Origin of the sequence: uncultured Marixanthomonas sp., from assembly GCF_963974425.1 — a bacterium.
In the GTDB taxonomy this organism is placed as follows: Bacteria; Bacteroidota; Bacteroidia; order Flavobacteriales; family Flavobacteriaceae; genus Marixanthomonas.
This window is the reverse complement of sequence record NZ_CAXBCK010000013.1, coordinates 1-15,146: the sequence shown is the minus strand read 5'-3', so window position 1 is coordinate 15,146 and position 15,146 is coordinate 1. Positions and strand designations below refer to the sequence as shown.

Annotated in this window: 17 protein-coding genes; 4 read left to right on the top strand and 13 right to left on the bottom strand. The window is 34.5% G+C overall.

All coding sequences use genetic code 11. From position 1 onward, the window contains the following. Positions 1-10: 10 nt before the first annotated feature. A complete protein-coding gene (locus tag AACZ92_RS05050; RefSeq protein WP_339697814.1) occupies positions 11-2,287 on the bottom strand; it encodes a bifunctional alpha,alpha-trehalose-phosphate synthase (UDP-forming)/trehalose-phosphatase in 2,277 nt (758 codons plus the stop codon). A gap of 136 nt (positions 2,288-2,423) precedes the next feature. Next, on the bottom strand, positions 2,424-2,555 hold the full coding sequence (locus AACZ92_RS05045) for a four-helix bundle copper-binding protein (protein ID WP_339698017.1): 132 nt from the start codon (positions 2,553-2,555) through the stop codon (positions 2,424-2,426). Between the two features lie 349 nt (positions 2,556-2,904). Here AACZ92_RS05045 and AACZ92_RS05040 point away from each other — a divergent pair, with 349 nt between their 5' ends. After that, positions 2,905-4,203 carry an erythromycin esterase family protein gene (locus AACZ92_RS05040; RefSeq protein WP_339697811.1) on the top strand — a complete coding sequence of 433 codons (1,299 nt, stop codon included), beginning with the start codon at positions 2,905-2,907 and terminating at the stop codon, positions 4,201-4,203. Between the two features lie 71 nt (positions 4,204-4,274). After that, a complete protein-coding gene (locus AACZ92_RS05035; protein WP_339697808.1) occupies positions 4,275-4,763 on the top strand; it encodes a c-type cytochrome in 489 nt (162 codons plus the stop codon). Between the two features lie 159 nt (positions 4,764-4,922). Here AACZ92_RS05035 and AACZ92_RS05030 read toward each other — a convergent pair whose 3' ends face one another. Both AACZ92_RS05030 and AACZ92_RS05025 read right to left on the bottom strand, forming a co-directional pair. Beyond that, complete coding sequence (locus tag AACZ92_RS05030; RefSeq protein WP_339697805.1) at positions 4,923-5,741, bottom strand: SDR family oxidoreductase; 819 nt, start codon at positions 5,739-5,741, stop codon at positions 4,923-4,925. An 11-nt stretch (positions 5,742-5,752) separates the two neighbouring features. Next, a complete protein-coding gene (locus AACZ92_RS05025) occupies positions 5,753-6,901 on the bottom strand; it encodes a zinc-dependent alcohol dehydrogenase (protein ID WP_339697800.1) in 1,149 nt (382 codons plus the stop codon). Between the two features lie 281 nt (positions 6,902-7,182). Between AACZ92_RS05025 and AACZ92_RS05020 the strand changes: the two genes are divergently transcribed. Beyond that, positions 7,183-7,464 (top strand): hypothetical protein, encoded by a 282-nt coding sequence (locus tag AACZ92_RS05020; protein ID WP_339697797.1) that lies wholly within the window; start codon positions 7,183-7,185, stop codon positions 7,462-7,464. Positions 7,465-7,798: 334 nt separating this feature from the next. On the opposite strand, the gene AACZ92_RS05015 is transcribed toward AACZ92_RS05020, so the two are convergent. The 5 genes from AACZ92_RS05015 to AACZ92_RS04995 form a co-directional block, all read right to left on the bottom strand. Continuing rightward, on the bottom strand, positions 7,799-8,788 hold the full coding sequence (locus AACZ92_RS05015) for an aldo/keto reductase (protein ID WP_339697794.1): 990 nt from the start codon (positions 8,786-8,788) through the stop codon (positions 7,799-7,801). Positions 8,789-9,182: 394 nt separating this feature from the next. Further along, positions 9,183-9,479, bottom strand: coding sequence for a hypothetical protein (locus AACZ92_RS05010; RefSeq protein WP_339697791.1), 297 nt, complete (start codon positions 9,477-9,479; stop codon positions 9,183-9,185). Positions 9,480-9,639: 160 nt separating this feature from the next. Further along, positions 9,640-9,846: a hypothetical protein gene (locus tag AACZ92_RS05005; protein WP_339697788.1), complete on the bottom strand. Its 207-nt coding sequence runs from the start codon at positions 9,844-9,846 to the stop codon at positions 9,640-9,642. Positions 9,847-10,005: 159 nt separating this feature from the next. Beyond that, positions 10,006-10,614, bottom strand: a complete 609-nt coding sequence (locus AACZ92_RS05000; RefSeq protein ID WP_339697785.1) for a class I SAM-dependent methyltransferase — start codon at positions 10,612-10,614, stop codon at positions 10,006-10,008. A gap of 248 nt (positions 10,615-10,862) precedes the next feature. Next, positions 10,863-11,768, bottom strand: coding sequence for an NAD(P)/FAD-dependent oxidoreductase (locus AACZ92_RS04995; protein ID WP_339698015.1), 906 nt, complete (start codon positions 11,766-11,768; stop codon positions 10,863-10,865). Between the two features lie 186 nt (positions 11,769-11,954). On the opposite strand from AACZ92_RS04995, the gene AACZ92_RS04990 reads away from it, so the two are divergent. Then, positions 11,955-12,332 carry a transcriptional repressor gene (locus tag AACZ92_RS04990; protein ID WP_339697782.1) on the top strand — a complete coding sequence of 126 codons (378 nt, stop codon included), beginning with the start codon at positions 11,955-11,957 and terminating at the stop codon, positions 12,330-12,332. A gap of 249 nt (positions 12,333-12,581) precedes the next feature. On the opposite strand, the gene AACZ92_RS04985 is transcribed toward AACZ92_RS04990, so the two are convergent. The 4 genes from AACZ92_RS04985 to AACZ92_RS04970 form a co-directional block, all read right to left on the bottom strand. Further along, on the bottom strand, positions 12,582-13,238 hold the full coding sequence (locus tag AACZ92_RS04985; protein WP_339697779.1) for a hypothetical protein: 657 nt from the start codon (positions 13,236-13,238) through the stop codon (positions 12,582-12,584). Between the two features lie 8 nt (positions 13,239-13,246). Further along, positions 13,247-13,627 (bottom strand): hypothetical protein, encoded by a 381-nt coding sequence (locus tag AACZ92_RS04980; protein ID WP_339697776.1) that lies wholly within the window; start codon positions 13,625-13,627, stop codon positions 13,247-13,249. A 6-nt stretch (positions 13,628-13,633) separates the two neighbouring features. Then, the gene (locus tag AACZ92_RS04975) at positions 13,634-13,957 is read right to left on the bottom strand and encodes a hypothetical protein (protein WP_339697773.1); all 324 of its coding nucleotides are present in this window, start codon (positions 13,955-13,957) and stop codon (positions 13,634-13,636) included. 293 nt (positions 13,958-14,250) lie between these two features. Then, positions 14,251-14,961, bottom strand: coding sequence for a hypothetical protein (locus AACZ92_RS04970; protein ID WP_339697770.1), 711 nt, complete (start codon positions 14,959-14,961; stop codon positions 14,251-14,253). Between the last annotated feature and the right edge of the window lie 185 nt (positions 14,962-15,146).

Below are 15,146 nucleotides of genomic sequence, written 5' to 3'. Positions count from 1 at the left end.
AGTATACAAGTTAAGAATTTTTAATAGGAGCGGGCTGTTGGCTATGGGAGTGCCCATTTAGTTGCGAAATACGAGTGCGGTTAGAAACGAACGTTTGTAATAACTTGCGAGCTTCATGATAATCTTCTACATAATAGCGAGCGGCAGATGCCGAACGTCCTACTTTAATAGTAATGGCACTATCAGGTAGTTTCTTGAACATCGACTCGTCCGTAACATCATCTCCCATAGCAAAAATAAAATCACATGGGTGGGTTTCTAAATGAGCACAAACAGCATTTCCTTTATTAATTTGATTGTTCACAATTTCTATAACCTTGTTTCCCCATAAGATAGTGATTTCATATCTTTCTCCTATAGCCTTTAACTCTTCCATAAGTTCAGAAGCATGTTTGATACCTATATAGGAAGAAGTCTGACGGTAATGCCAGGCTAAGGATTTTCTTTTCTCTTCAATAAAAGCTCCCTTTGTTTTTTGGGTAAATCGCTTTAGAATAGCTTTTACTTCTGGCATCCAAGAATTATTGTAAAGGGTCTTATCTTCCCAGTTAACTCGGTCCTTTCTAATACTCAATCCATGCTCCGCAATTAAAGAAATACGAAGACCATCAAACCAAGCATGTAAATCCTGTTTTGTCCTGCCACTTATTATTATTAATTCATTTTTAGTGGGACTACCCAATCTACTTAAAAGTTGTAAAAGGGATGGATCAGGGCGTGCTTCATCTGGATCATCTGTAAAGCCTACCAAAGAACCGTCATAATCTAAAAAGAATGATCTGCTGCGAGCTTCCGTATACTTTTGGCATAGTTGGTTTAGAATAGAAGAGGTCATTTTTTGGGGCTTTCGCACAGTTTGTTGTTGTTTGCGTTCATTAAGGCGATCCATAAATTGTGCCGCCCAAGTATAGATATTGTGTTTTTTAAGATGGTTTTGGAGAATAGTATTTCGAGCTATTTGCTCATCTTTTGGCATCTCGATAGCCTGAGTTAAAGCAGTACTGATTTCATCAAAACTATTAGGGTTAATAATTAAAGCTTGATCCATCTCTTTGGCCGCTCCGGTCATTTCACTCAAAATAAGAACCCCAGTTTTATCAGTACGAGAACTAATATACTCCTTGGCAACTAGATTCATACCATCACGTAGCGGAGTAAGAAGGGCAATCTCACAAGTTGAATACAAAGCAATTAAATCTTGAAAGGGAAGAGAGCGGTAATAGTACCAAATAGGCGTCCAACTAATAGTAGCGTATCTTCCATTTACACGTCCTACTAATTCATCTACTTCTTTTTTTAGTAATTGATATTGTAAAACATCCGTACGAGAAGGGACAGCAAGCATTAATAGACTAATTTTTCCCAAGTATTGAGGATACTTTTTTAAAAAGTAAGAAAAGGCCTGAATTCGATTTAAGATACCCTTTGTATAATCCAAACGATCTATCGATAAAACCAATTTAACATCGGGATTCCTTTTTCTATAGGTATGAAGTGCAGTTTGAATCTCGCTTGTCTTCTTAGTTTTTTTACGTTGCTCTTTAGCAGCTTTTTCTAACTTTTCAGTATCGATCCCCATGGGGAATGAAGCTACTTTTACCGTGTGGTTTCCAGAACAAATTTCATCGCCGTGTGTAGGGTAGGTGAGTAGAGAAGTGACCGTCTTTAAAAAGCATTTTTTATAATCAAAGGTGTGGAAACCAATAATATCTGCTCCTAACATACCTTCTAATAAAGCATCTCTAAAAGGAAGTGATCGGAATACCTCGTAGGTAGGAAAGGGGATATGTAGGAAAAAGCCGATTGACAGATCAGGTTGTTCTGCACGTATATATTGAGGTACCAACATAAGTTGATAATCATGAATCCATACCGTATCTCCAGGTGATGCTTGAGCTAATACTTCGTCTGCAAATTTTCTATTTACGGCTTTATAGGCTTCCCAGGTAGTTGTATTGTATTTTGTGTAGCAGAGAAAATAGTGAAATAAGGGCCAAAGAGTCTTATTGGAAAAGCCATAATAGTAGTTATCTATCTCTTCTCGACTAAGGGAAATAGGAATACAGTTTTTTTCAAGCGTCTGCTCTATAAGAGTGTCTTTTTTATCATCACAGGGAATTTCATCTTCAGCTAATCCCGTCCAGCCAATCCATATACTGTTCCCTTGCTCATGGATCGAAAGCATACCCGTGGCCAAACCTCCGGCACTTTTACTATAACTAAGTTTATTTCCCGCTATGGAAAATTTATAGGGCAACCGATTTGATACAATAATTGTTTTACTCATAATGTATAATATTAAATAGAGGTATTACCGACCCATAACGTAAGTAGAATATCTTCAGAATCTTCTAATTACCTACGATTGTGTTTAATAAAACGGATTCCCTGAAAAATTAAATACCAAGAAAGCAGACGGGATATTAACTTAGATGAGAGATACAAGCGTCAGCACAAGCTCTGCAGGCCTCAGCACACTTAGTACAATGGCTATGCTCATGCTTTTCACATTCTTGCGTACAGCTTTTACATAGCTTTATACAATACTCAATCATTCCTCGAATGTCGGAATACTGCATAGCTAGCAAAGAGGCTGTAGCAGTACAAACGGTAGCACAGGCATGAGCTTTTTGTATGCATTCTACCAATATAGGGTCTTCATTTAAAGAGGCATCCGCACAGTGATTACAATAAGCAGTGCAATTTTGGAGTGTTTCAATTAATTCTGGGTTTTTCATGGGAGTGAAATTTTGTTATACTCCCAAAAATACCGGGGTTTCTTCAATTACATGTGTCCGGTACGTTTTATTATTAACGTGATAAAATTTATTGTTTTAGGGAAATATTAAGAACAGTTCAAGCCTCTCATATGTAACTTTATATTGTACTATTTAAAATTAGAATATGAAAAATTCACTGCTAAAAACCCTTCAAGAACAGATAGAAAATTTTACCGATATACAGGATCTTGAGCCGTTAATTACCAGCTTAAAAGATAAAAAAGTAGTGATGTTAGGCGAAGCCTCGCACGGTACTCATGAATATTACATTTGGAGGGCAAAGATTTCTAAAATTTTGATCGAAGAACACGGGTTTAATTTCATTGCCGTAGAAGGCGATTGGCCACCGTGCTATCAACTAAATCGTCATATAAAAAAATATGAAGATGCCACAAAAAATACCTGTCAAGTGTTACAAGAATTTAAACGTTTGCCTTCTTGGATTTGGGCAAATTGGGAAGTGCATGAATGGGTGCAGTGGCTAAAAAAACATAATAAAAATCAAGCTCCCGATAATAGAGTAGGTTGGTATGGGTTAGATGTGTATAGTCTATGGGAATCCCTCGAGGCAATTATGGAATATTTAAAGAAGGAAGACCCCCAGGCCTTTCAGACTGCCAAAGAAGTAGTGCGTTGTTTTGAACCTTATCGCGAAAAAGATGGGGAATCGTACGCCTTTTCTACCAAATTAGTTCCCGACGGATGCCAAAGAGAGGTAAATCAAATGTTGGTAGAAATACGTAATAAATATGCAAGTTATAACTCCGATAAAGAGCATGCTTTTAGCACCGAACAAAATGCTATTGTTGCCAAACATGCGGAAGAATATTATCGGGTGATGGCCTCTGGGGGCGCAGCCACATGGAATATTAGGGATAGACATATGATGGACACCTTAAATAGGCTGCTCGATTTTCATGGGAAAGATGCTAAAGGAATCGTTTGGGCGCATAATACTCATGTAGGCGATGCTTCTTATACTGATATGGCAAAACAGGGGTTATACAATATTGGTGAACTGGCTAGAAAGCAATTGGGGAAAGAAGAAGTAGCTCTCATCGGTTTTGGTTCCTATGAAGGAACTGTACTTGCAGGAAACGAATGGGGAGCAAAAGTGGAGAAAATGACAGTACCGAAAGGACGGGAGAACAGTTGGGAGTCAATTTGTAATAACTTGGGGGATCAATTTTATCTAGATTTTGGAAAAGTAGCCACTAATAATGAATTGCAGAAAAAAATACCCCATCGTGCAATTGGAGTGGTATATAAACCCGAATATGAACAGTATAGTAATTATGTAGCCACAAATATTTCTAAAAGATATGATGGTTTTCTGTTCTTCAACCAAACGAAAGCATTACATGCTATCGATAACAATGTAGAGCGTTCTAAAACACCCGAAACCTATCCTTTTGGAGTATGATTATTAATAAGATGAAAGAAGTAAAAAATATTAATTTAAAATAATAGGAATCAATTTTAAAAAAGATAATCATGAAAAATATAAAAAGAATATACCTTATTTTACTAGTTCCTTGCCTAGTAGCCTGCAATTGGGGCCATGAAAATTCAGATGATAATAAAGCCCCTATTCAGTTAAATACGGAAAAAGAAGATACATCTAAAATCATGCATAATGACATGCCGAATGAAGCAAAAACAGGAGTAGGTCCTATTAAAAATGAGGTAGAACTAGGTGAACAAATTGATCAAGAGATGGCCGCAAAAGGGGAGGAGTTATTTAACAATCAATGTACTGTTTGTCACGAAATTCATAACAGCAATAGAGGTCCCGCATTGGGAGGAGTATTGCAAAAACGTTCTCCGCAATGGGTAATGAATATGATTTTAAACCCAGATGGTATGATTGAACACAATGCACAAGCAAAAGCATTGAAATCAGTATATGAAATTAAAATGGTCGATTTGGATCTTTCAGAAAAGGAAGCAAGACAAATTGTAGAATACCTAAGGAATTATTAGAAAATAAGAAGTGCTTATTGCACAAAGTATTTGATAAAAATTAAAAAGGAATGCGCTCATATATTTTGAAAAGATTTTAATGCACTTATAATACCTCTTCGAAATAGAACGGTGGTTGTGAAAAGAAGTTGCACCAAATCATTCCCTTTATGAAGTCTGTTATTTTTCTTCTTCCACTTCTTCGTAAAATTGCTTCTGCATGCGCGCTTGAAGGCTTTTAGGAATAACACGTCTAATAAAGGTCATCATCTTATTGGTAGCTCCGGGAATATAAATTCGCTCTCCATCCATTAATGCCTCATAAGCACCTTTGGCTACATCTTCTGGTTGTTTCATTAACGAGTCTTTTTTATCTACCACACGCGTTTTTTCCATGTCTGCTCGTGAAAAGAAATGGGTGTCCGTGGGCCCAGGACATAAACAGGTAATTGTTACTTTACTATCCAGTTCATCCAATTCAGTAGCAATGGCTTCAGATAGGGATACTACATACGCCTTGGTTGCATGGTAGACCGCCAAATAAGGGCCTGGCTGAAATCCTGCTACAGAACCTAACTGCAATATTTTTCCTTCATTTTGGGCTATCATATTATTTAAAAATAAATGAGTTAACTCTGTTAATGCCAAAATATTAAGATGAATTATTTCTTTGTATTTTGAAAAGGGTATTTCTGCAAAATTTCCTCGCTGTCCTATCCCGGCATCATTTACTAATGTTGTGATTGGGCGTCCTAGTTTCTGAACTTCCTCATATAATTCAGTTACTGCATCAGGGAGTGTCAAATCTTTTTCATAAATCCATACATCCACATCAGTAATAGCTTGAATTTCTTCTCGAGCTGTACGCAAAGAATTGCGATGTGGTGCTACTAGAATCACATCATAATCGTGGGTAGCAAATTCTTTAGCAAGGGCTTTTCCTATTCCACTTGAAGCACCCGTAATAAGTGCAGTATTAGTGTTTGGTTGAGTATCCATAGTTATATTTGTTAAGGGGTTAATATTACTTTGATGCATCCATCATCCTTATTACGGAATTTCTTATAAGCTTTAGGAGCTTCACTTAATTTCATGCGGTGAGTTATAATAAAAGAGGGGTCTATTTTTCCTGCTTCCACTTTTTTCAACAAGGGTTCCAAATAGTGTTGCATGTGAGTTTGTCCCATTTTAAGATTAAGAGATTTATTCATTGCTATCCCAAAAGGTAATTCTTGTACCTTTCCAAGATAAACACCGGGAATGGATACATTTCCACCTTTTTTACATGATTTAAAAATCTGGGCTAAAGCATCAGGTTGTGACTTTTCAAGATTCTTGTTAAATCCCTCCATTCCATGAGCTTCGGCTCCTACAGCATCAATGCAACAATCTGGACCCTTCCCGTTGGTCATTTCCATAAGCTTTTCATATACTTCATTGGGGTCAATAGTGCGGATAACTTCTGCCTTACTGTTCTTTTCTGCCAAATCCAATCGTTCCTTTATTATATCTATAGCAATTACTCTTTTGGCTCCCAACATCCAGGCACTTTGTATGGCAAATTGACCTACCGGTCCGCATCCCCATATGGCAACCGTATCTCCGTCTTGAATATCTGCATTTTCTGCTCCCATATAGCCGGTGGGATAAATGTCTGATAGAAAGAGACTTTGTTCATCGCTTAGGGAATCAGGCACTTTTATAGGACCTACATCTGCGTAAGGCACTCGCACATATTCTGCTTGTCCGCCGGAAAATCCACCTAGCATGTGGGAATAGCCAAATAACCCCGATATAGAATGACCTAAATTCTCTTTACACAATTCTTCATTGGGGTTGGAGTTATCACAAAGTGAGTACTTATGATCATTACAATAATTACAATGTCCACAGGCTATGGTAAAAGGAACAACAACCCTATCTCCTTTTTTAAACTTTTTCACCTCTTTTCCTAATTCAACTACTTCGCCCATGAACTCATGTCCCAAGACATCACCTTCCTTCATAGTCGGTACAAGATCTCCAAAGATGTGGAGATCTGAACCACAAATGGCGGTCGACGTAATTTTTATAATTATATCTTGAGGATCCTCAATTTCGGGATCGGGTACAGTGTCAATACGTACATCTTCTTTTCCGTGGTAACATAATGCTTTCATAATCTCTTTTTTTAAATTTTTATTTTTTTTAAGGTAAATGTAATTTTGAATGAGTTAAATAAATTATATCTTCAGGGCTACCTTTAACAGTTAACATTGAACATATATTTATTTTGAATTTTAGTACTTTTCTAATAATAGCACCTATTGCTACATTCATGATGACTTTTTTTAGTTATACAATTTCTTTTATTAGGGGAAAGGAATTCAAAGAGCCTCAATTGTTGACAAAACTATTATATCGTCAAATCCATACTTCCCGGTTAAGGGGAGTAGAAAATATGCCAGGATGGATAATCCATTTGAGTATAGGCTATATCTTTATTGCCATAATGGACTGTGCATTTTTATTTTCTGGTGTACAACCATCCCTCTGGTGGGGAATGATTTTTGGCACAGGTTTAGGAATAATAGGAGTAGCCGGATGGAAAATCCTTTTTGCCATACATCCTAACCCTCCTGAAATTCATTTTCGTGAATTTTATATTCAATTGCTCATAGCCCATATAATCTTTGGCTTAGTTGGAAGTTTAGGGTACGTCATTGAAACATTCCCTAATTAACTTGTTTTCTGTTCTCAAAGTACAAGTTTTCTTTTGCGAACAGTTCCTCAAAAAAAATAATAATTAACCCAAAAAAAAGATTGAGGAAGCCTTACCTAAACATGAAGGATATAAAAGAGAATATGCTATATTTTACTAGTATCTAGTGTAGTACCTTGTACACAGGGTCATGAAAATTCAGATAATAAACGTAATCGTTACTTAGATAAATGCGCAAAAAATGATACATCAATCTATAATGACATACCTGCTTAAAGCTATGGAGAGTGAAAAAAAACAGATTCTTAGTTTAGATTGATTATACTTGTGGTAAAGAATTTGTTGTTTTTTTATTCTAAGAAGGAATTTGCGCATTAGCATAAATAAGACCCTCCTTTTTAAGTTCTTTCCAAAAATCGTTTGGGATATCTGTTTTCCATGCTCGTTTGTTATCCTTCACTTGCTTAGAACTACTAGCACCGGGAATAATAGAAGAAAATTCGTCTGCGGCTAATACAAAATGCAAAGCTGCGGTAATAATATTAATCCCATATCCTTTAGCTATGCTTGCCATGCGATCCCGTTTTTCCTGCATCCCTTTTGGTATATGCTTTTTATAATTATAACGATCTCGACCAGCAATAAAGCCAGAGTTGTACCCGGCTCCCGAAACCAATTTAACACTATTTTTTCGTATTGCAGGTAATAGGCGATCAACTGCTTCTTCATGCTCTAAAATAGAATACTGAGTAGCAGATAAACAGATATCTGGATCCGCGGCTTCCATACAGTCTATAATAGGTTTTATTTTATTGACGCCCATGCCCCAAGCTTTAATAATTCCTTGTGATCTATAATCAGAAAGAACTTTAAAGGCACCTTTCTTAGCAATATTCATATGGTACGGATAACGATCGCCTACTTGGTCTTCTGAGAGATCATGTACATACACAATATCTATACTATCCAATCCCGTACGTTTCAGACTATCTTCTATAGAACGTTTAGTAGCATCTGCGGAATAATCGTGTTTGTAGTCAAAATTTAATGGATTTTGCCACATTGTAGGTGGTACATCATCTTGTTCCACCTTCTCAAATAACCGGCCTACTTTGGTAGAAAATATAAAATCATCTTCATCTTGTTGGCTCAAAAAAGCACCAAATCTACGCTCACTTTTAGTAAGTCCATACCATGGGGACGTATCAAAATAGCGAATTCCTTCATCCCATGCCTGTTGCAATATCTCGGCAGCTTGTTCTTCAGTAATATTTTCAAAAGCAGTACCTAAGGCAACCCCACCAATTCCTAATTCATGTTCTTTTTGTAATAACTCATGTTTCATAATAATAAAGTATATATGGGTAAATAGTTTCTTTTAAAATTAAAAATCTCGCTTCGTTTGTGGCGTTAAAGAAAGGTTATATTATCCTATATAAGGAGCTATAAATCTTTAACAAAGAAATAGATTTATCCATATTTCATAATAACCTAATCGCTCGGTTAAAATAAGATACCTATCTGCAATAAACTTCTTAGTTTAATACTATTTATAATGGTAGATGTATTTAGTGACTCCGTAAAGGGTATAAATCATATAGAGAACCTGCTATTATTTAATACGGCACGCATAGGAAGTTATTTAGTAAATAATTTGAGGGAAATTAAATAAAATAGGAACTTTAATGAACTGAACTAGTGTTTTTCAAAGGAATAGGTTCTGGTGGGCAGTTCTTAATTTAATAATTATATATATCTAATTCATCAAAGTCCCTTATTTCAGATAGTTTGATTAAATTCTCTATTATAACATTATTCCAAGTTTCCTTGAATATCTCATCTCCACCTTCTGCATTTTTATTGGTATTCTCTTTGATTAATTTCTTTTTTGTCAAGAAGTTAATGCTTGTTTCTATATGTACCACTGGTCCACGATTACTACTTGAATTAAATACAATTAGCTTAAAATTAGAGTTTTGAAATCGGAATGTATATGCCCAATATCCATATCGGCCGTGATTATAATGGACATACAATTTTTCATTTTTAATCTCAATCCATAAATTGGGCGGAAAATAAACGCCACCATCTTCATTTTCGGAGTAAAAACAATTGTAATTTTTGTCAGCAAGTTGATAACCTTTCTCATTTTTAAATAAGACTATTATTCCTCGTCTATTTCTGTCAACTTTTTTATCAAACCGATTTGTAACGATATTTGTTGTATCTGTTTTTTTTGATTATTAAAACACAATCTTTCCGTCCATCTTTATTTAAGTCTCCAAAATATTTTTCAAATTCAGTATATCCTTTTGGAATAAAATCAGAAGGTTCACTATCCTGTGCTTTACAGCCAAAAACGATCAACAGAAAAAAAGGTGCTATTTTTAAAATTCTATTCATTCGGTTTTAATCTTCCGGTAGTTGGTTTAAATGGACCACATTGTGTTTGGCCATGGTTTTGTTACGTGAAAATTTGCGAGGATTTTCTACCGTAAACCGAAGATAACAAATTTGCAAGGAATTTTCAGAAGTAGGAGAGAACAAGCAATTACGTATAGCCTATTTTTTATTCTTTTTGCATGTAATCAGGAACATAGGCTGATTTTCGGCTACTTCTGTGATGTTGTAAAGACCGTATTTTTCAAATTCTAATAGAATAGATCCTCGTTCGTAGTAAAATAGATTTACTCCTTTATGGGTTTCGTAACGATCTTTACTAATTAATTCGCCTTGTCCATACTGAGGTGCATTTTTGGTTATGGCGGTAAATACCATATAGCCGTTTTGGGTGAGTTGATTGTAACAATCTTGTATGAATTTTTTTCGTTCTTTACTGTTTAATAAATGAATCAGCGCATAGCAAAAAATACCATCATATTTTTTGTCGTTAAAAGGCATTCGGGTTACAGAACCTTGATAAATGTTTATTTCAGTACCGTAGTGTTTTCTGGCCAATTTTATAGCTGTTTTTGAAATTTCAATGCCTGTAACTTTAATGCCGTTTTCAATAAAAGGTTGTGCATTTCGTCCATATCCAATTCCTGGAATTAGAATGTTTTTCATATTTTTTTCTAGGAAGAAATCCCTTGTCAGTTCAGCAGATGTTGCCGGATTCATTCCCCACATTTCTTGTTTGTTGTTAAATGCTGTTTCCCAAAAATCTGCCATACTACACGCAAATTTTATCTTCTAAGAGTCCACACCTAAAACCTTTATTCTTAAGTTGTTCTTTAATAACGTTTGTATCTATGAAGCTTCCTTCAATTCTTAAAATGGAATGATCACAAGGATAAGGTTTGTCGAAATCTTCCAAATCAAAATTAAATTTTAGTTGCGGATGTGCTCCTTCTAAAAAATGCAGCATTTCTGTTGCTATACTTTCTAATTTTATGTTAGTTATTAACACGTCTACCATATCAAAAAAAATCTTGTGTAAGTTCATTATTAATCACTGCTCCTGTGATGTTTCCTCCAGAAACTGCAAGTGCAACGGAGCGCATTCTTGAACTATTGTCGCCACAAGCAAAAATGTCTTCTTCTGTAGTTTTTTGCATAACATTCACTTCAATGTGCCCATGCTCTGTGAGCTTGCAACCCAATTCTGTGGGTATAGTAGAGTTTTGCTCAAAAGGAATAGAGGCGTAGGCACAGTCAAACGTTTTGGTGCTTCCATCTTTAAAAATAATTTTTTCTAGTTGTCCATTTTGGTGTTCTATTTCTGAAATTTCTTTTTCAATAATTTCAATATGATGTTGCTTAAATTTTTCTAATTGCTCGTCCTCAAACTCCTTTGCACCCGACGTAAGTATGGTGATGTCTTTGGTTAAATTGTTTACCAAAGAAGCAAGATGAAACGCTCTTTCACCATTGGCAATAATAGCCGTGTTCTTGTTTCTTATTTCATAACCGTGACAATAAGGACAATGTACAACGGATATCCCCCAACATTCTGAAAAACCTTTTATATTTGGCATCAGGTCTTTAATACCTGCAGCAAACACTAACTTTTTAGCTGTAAATGTGTCTCCTTTTAAAGTGGTGATTTCAAATCCTTTGTTACTTCTCTTTCCGCCCACCGCAAGTCCGTCATAAAATTTTATACTGTTGTATTTTTTGATTTGATTTTTTGTAATTTCAGCAATTTCCTTTGGCGTGCTTCCGTCTTGTGTTAAAAAATTGTGTGAATGTGGCGTTTGGCGATTGCAAGGTTTACCCGAATCTATTACCAATGTTTTTCTAAGTGAGCGTCCTAATGCCATTGCGGCCGAAAGCCCTGCATAACTTCCACCTATGATGATGACTTCAAATTCCTTTTTATTCATATTGTTTTTGTATTGAGCAAAGAGCGATAAAGGTTTTGGTAGTGTAAGCACTAAACCTGTTACTCCAAATAGTTTAATTAGTTCTCTTCGGTTCATTTATTTTAATTAAATGCGAAGTTGTCGCATTAGTAATTTTTGTCAAATATACAATCTTTTTGTATTATTGCAACTTATTCGCAATAAAAGATGAATCGAAGAAATACGCCTACAAAGGAAGCCGTACTAAACTTGCTTTTAAATTCTAAAAAAGCGTTAAGTCAAGACGCTATTGAAAAGCAATTAGATATTGATATCAATAGAGCTACCATCTATAGAGTGTTAAACCGATTTTGTGAGGACGATATCGTACACAAAATTGTTGCAGAAGACGGAAAACAGTATTTTGCTGTTTGTAAAAAGTGTGAGAATCCGCCAGAAGTTATTCAGCATCATTTTCATTTTCGGTGTCTATCGTGTGATTCGATTGAATGCCTGCAAGTACCTGTCGACTATTCAGTGCCTACTGGGTATGAGGTACAAAATGCAAATTGTGTTCTTACTGGGGTTTGTAATGATTGTTCGTAGATTTTATACCCATTTCTCATAATGGTCGAGTATAAGTTTAGTATGGGATTTCGGTACGATTCACTTTCTACCACTTCTAATTTTAGCCATTCAAACTTATGACAAATATAAAGTAGTAGATAGAGTATTCTTTTTTGTTCGTGGAGGTAGGCACACTTATTGACAAATTTGGGATTGTACGGTTTATTTAAACGATTTGGTAATATGTGTAGCTGTCAAATAATGCTTTTATATCAATGTTGTAGCACGTTATTTTTTCTGGTATTCAGAATACTCTATGCTACTTGCTTTGTCAAAATTAATATTGTAATCTTGTTCAATCGACCTTTTTTCTTCTAAATTCACTATACCTATGAGCACCTTGCTTCCCATTAAATCTATTTCAATTTCTAAAGGTTCTGCATTTAAAACATTTGAAGCTAAAGGGAAATGATTTGGTAGATTTGGGATTTCATCTGAAACGTACATATTCATTTTGGTTGATGCTTCTTGTTGCATTTGCATAGCAACTTTGAAGCATTTCAAATTTGCTATGGTTTTTGTTGAGTCCCTATAAATCGTATAAAATTCTTTCATCATTTCCTGTTGTTCAGGTGTAATTTCATTCAAGTTTTGGTCAATGTAATTATATTTTGAAACTTTAATGAGTTTATCATCCTTTATGAAATAAAAATTAGCAAACGATTTATCAGAGTTGTATTCAATAATTTCAGTTGTACCGTTGTTATCTTGGACTGAATAGATTTTCGTAGGGCTTTTATAAATCTTCTTTTTGTATTTATTATTCATTAATTGTTTAAAAGGTGTATCGTTTGTAATTCCCAATTCGATAAACGTTTGATTTTCTATTTGGCTACTTGCAATGCCTGAAAATATCAGGGCAAGTATTAAGCAAAATTTTTTCATCTTTTTTTTTATTCTTTAAACATTTCATTGTATGCCTTCACATGGTGTGGAAATTCTTCTTCATAGAACGGATATGGAACTCCTAATAACGTGACTTCATATACGTCACTATCCATTCCGCTTATTTGATTTCCTATTCCTTTAACTTCAATCCCATTTTCATTTTTAACAATAAGGGTGTCTATCGTCATTGTTGATATTAATTTATCCTTTGGATAATCACTTGCTAATTCAATGTCCATTGATTCACAATAATTTTTAATGAAGTCATAACCCATATTCTGGTCAAAAAATTTTATATTTCCAAATACGACTCCCATTGGAGCATCTGCTTTTTCAAGCTTTGTTGTTCCTACTTTAATATCTCCGATTTGAATTGAATATTCCATAATTAGTTAACTTATATAGTCCCAAAACTTATCCATTTCAGATTCTTTGTAAGAATTAATTAGCATCCTGAAATCATTTGACAATTCTAATTTTAGTAATTCGTCTGATAAGTCAGGTCTAAATGGCCAAATCCAAGATAATTCCTCCTCTCTCAAGGGCGGTTCATTATCAGGGCAGAATTCAATATAATTTTCACAAACACCAATAGTATTTACAAACAATACACAAATCGCAGAAAGCCTTTCGTCAAAATTATCAAAGTCAACAATTTCCTTCCAAGACACCGCTTTCGGTATTGATTCAATTATTTGGTCTAATTCACTTTTCATTTTCTTCTAATGCCTTGTCCTGAAATATGACTATAGGTTAAAAATGATTTTAAGCTATTAATTTACCCGCCTATAGGAAGGACAGGTATGCCATTTTCGGTGTTTTATAAGCTAAAGATAAATGTAATCTTATTTCGTTATACAGTTTAATCGCAATTTTTGTTGTCTTTTTACCGGAGTCACGTTAGTAAAGGTTTTCAATACATTAAAAATTAAGAGGATGAATTAATTAAAAAAATAAAATAGTAACTTTAAAGAACCGAACTAGTGCTTTTCATAGGATACGTTGTTAACTAACGTTTTTTTATCAGTTTTATATTCTTCTCAATGTTCGTTTTTAACATCGAATTATCGTTTTTTATTATTATTCTGTCAATAACCATTAAGCTGTCTGTTAATGATTTAATTCTCCATTCATTCTCAACACCTAATTTTAACGAATGTCTTAAATTCATTGTTAAAAGCTCAAATGAATTATTGATTTCGATTTCAGATTTTTCTTTTGTGTAAAAATCTAATTCAATTTGATTTTCTGTGATTTTATAGTTTGGTGGCCAGTCATATCTAGGGTATCCGATTGGTGGTGGCGGAAAGTCAGTTGAGTCGGTTCCAATATATTTCTCTTCAATCCAAGTTCCATATATTAATTTCTTGTCCCATTTCAGCTTCCTTTTCATTAATTCAATTTCAGTATCTTTTTCTCCAATATATAAACCCTCGTAATAATCATCATCAATTTTTTTTATGGCTATTATTCGACTGTTTAAAACTAAAAAATCTGATTCATTAAAATTAGCTATACGATAAGGTAAATTCCTGTCGCTATACTGATAGATAGTATAAGTTGAATCATTAAAATCAAAAATCAGAGTATCAATTTCCGATTCGGCTATTAAATTGAAAGTTTTTCCTTTCAATTCAATTTTAGGGTTTTGATATTCTGTATCTTTTTTACAACTAACAATCATTAAAATCAGAAGTAAAAATATTGTTGGTTTATTCATTTTTAAATGTTAGCTAACGTGTTTGTGTATAGTTATTTGTGTGGTTAAGCAACTAATTTAGCAAATAAATCACAGATAAAAAGTCCCAGAGGACTTTCGTAAGTAGGCTTTAACTAGCAATAAATTATACACATTGTGCCTGTTGCACAAGTCTCGCCAAAGATAAATATATTTTGTAACTTACT

Bases quoted from the DNA above. Each gene is read 5' to 3' on its own strand.
- AACZ92_RS05020 (WP_339697797.1), top strand. From the start codon at position 7,183: ATGCCAGGATGGATAATCCATTTGAGTATAGGCTATATCTTTATTGCC.
- AACZ92_RS05040 (WP_339697811.1), top strand. From the start codon at position 2,905: ATGAAAAATTCACTGCTAAAAACCCTTCAAGAACAGATAGAAAATTTT.
- AACZ92_RS04980 (WP_339697776.1), bottom strand. From the start codon at position 13,627: ATGGAATATTCAATTCAAATCGGAGATATTAAAGTAGGAACAACAAAG.
- AACZ92_RS04995 (WP_339698015.1), bottom strand. From the start codon at position 11,768: ATGAATAAAAAGGAATTTGAAGTCATCATCATAGGTGGAAGTTATGCA.
- AACZ92_RS05025 (WP_339697800.1), bottom strand. From the start codon at position 6,901: ATGAAAGCATTATGTTACCACGGAAAAGAAGATGTACGTATTGACACT.
- AACZ92_RS05000 (WP_339697785.1), bottom strand. From the start codon at position 10,614: ATGGCAGATTTTTGGGAAACAGCATTTAACAACAAACAAGAAATGTGG.
- AACZ92_RS05045 (WP_339698017.1), bottom strand. From the start codon at position 2,555: ATGATTGAGTATTGTATAAAGCTATGTAAAAGCTGTACGCAAGAATGT.
- AACZ92_RS05035 (WP_339697808.1), top strand. From the start codon at position 4,275: ATGAAAAATATAAAAAGAATATACCTTATTTTACTAGTTCCTTGCCTA.
- AACZ92_RS04985 (WP_339697779.1), bottom strand. From the start codon at position 13,238: ATGAAAAAATTTTGCTTAATACTTGCCCTGATATTTTCAGGCATTGCA.
- AACZ92_RS05015 (WP_339697794.1), bottom strand. From the start codon at position 8,788: ATGAAACATGAGTTATTACAAAAAGAACATGAATTAGGAATTGGTGGG.
- AACZ92_RS05050 (WP_339697814.1), bottom strand. From the start codon at position 2,287: ATGAGTAAAACAATTATTGTATCAAATCGGTTGCCCTATAAATTTTCC.
- AACZ92_RS05030 (WP_339697805.1), bottom strand. From the start codon at position 5,741: ATGGATACTCAACCAAACACTAATACTGCACTTATTACGGGTGCTTCA.
- AACZ92_RS04975 (WP_339697773.1), bottom strand. From the start codon at position 13,957: ATGAAAAGTGAATTAGACCAAATAATTGAATCAATACCGAAAGCGGTG.
- AACZ92_RS04970 (WP_339697770.1), bottom strand. From the start codon at position 14,961: ATGAATAAACCAACAATATTTTTACTTCTGATTTTAATGATTGTTAGT.
- AACZ92_RS05005 (WP_339697788.1), bottom strand. From the start codon at position 9,846: ATGAATAGAATTTTAAAAATAGCACCTTTTTTTCTGTTGATCGTTTTT.
- AACZ92_RS04990 (WP_339697782.1), top strand. From the start codon at position 11,955: ATGAATCGAAGAAATACGCCTACAAAGGAAGCCGTACTAAACTTGCTT.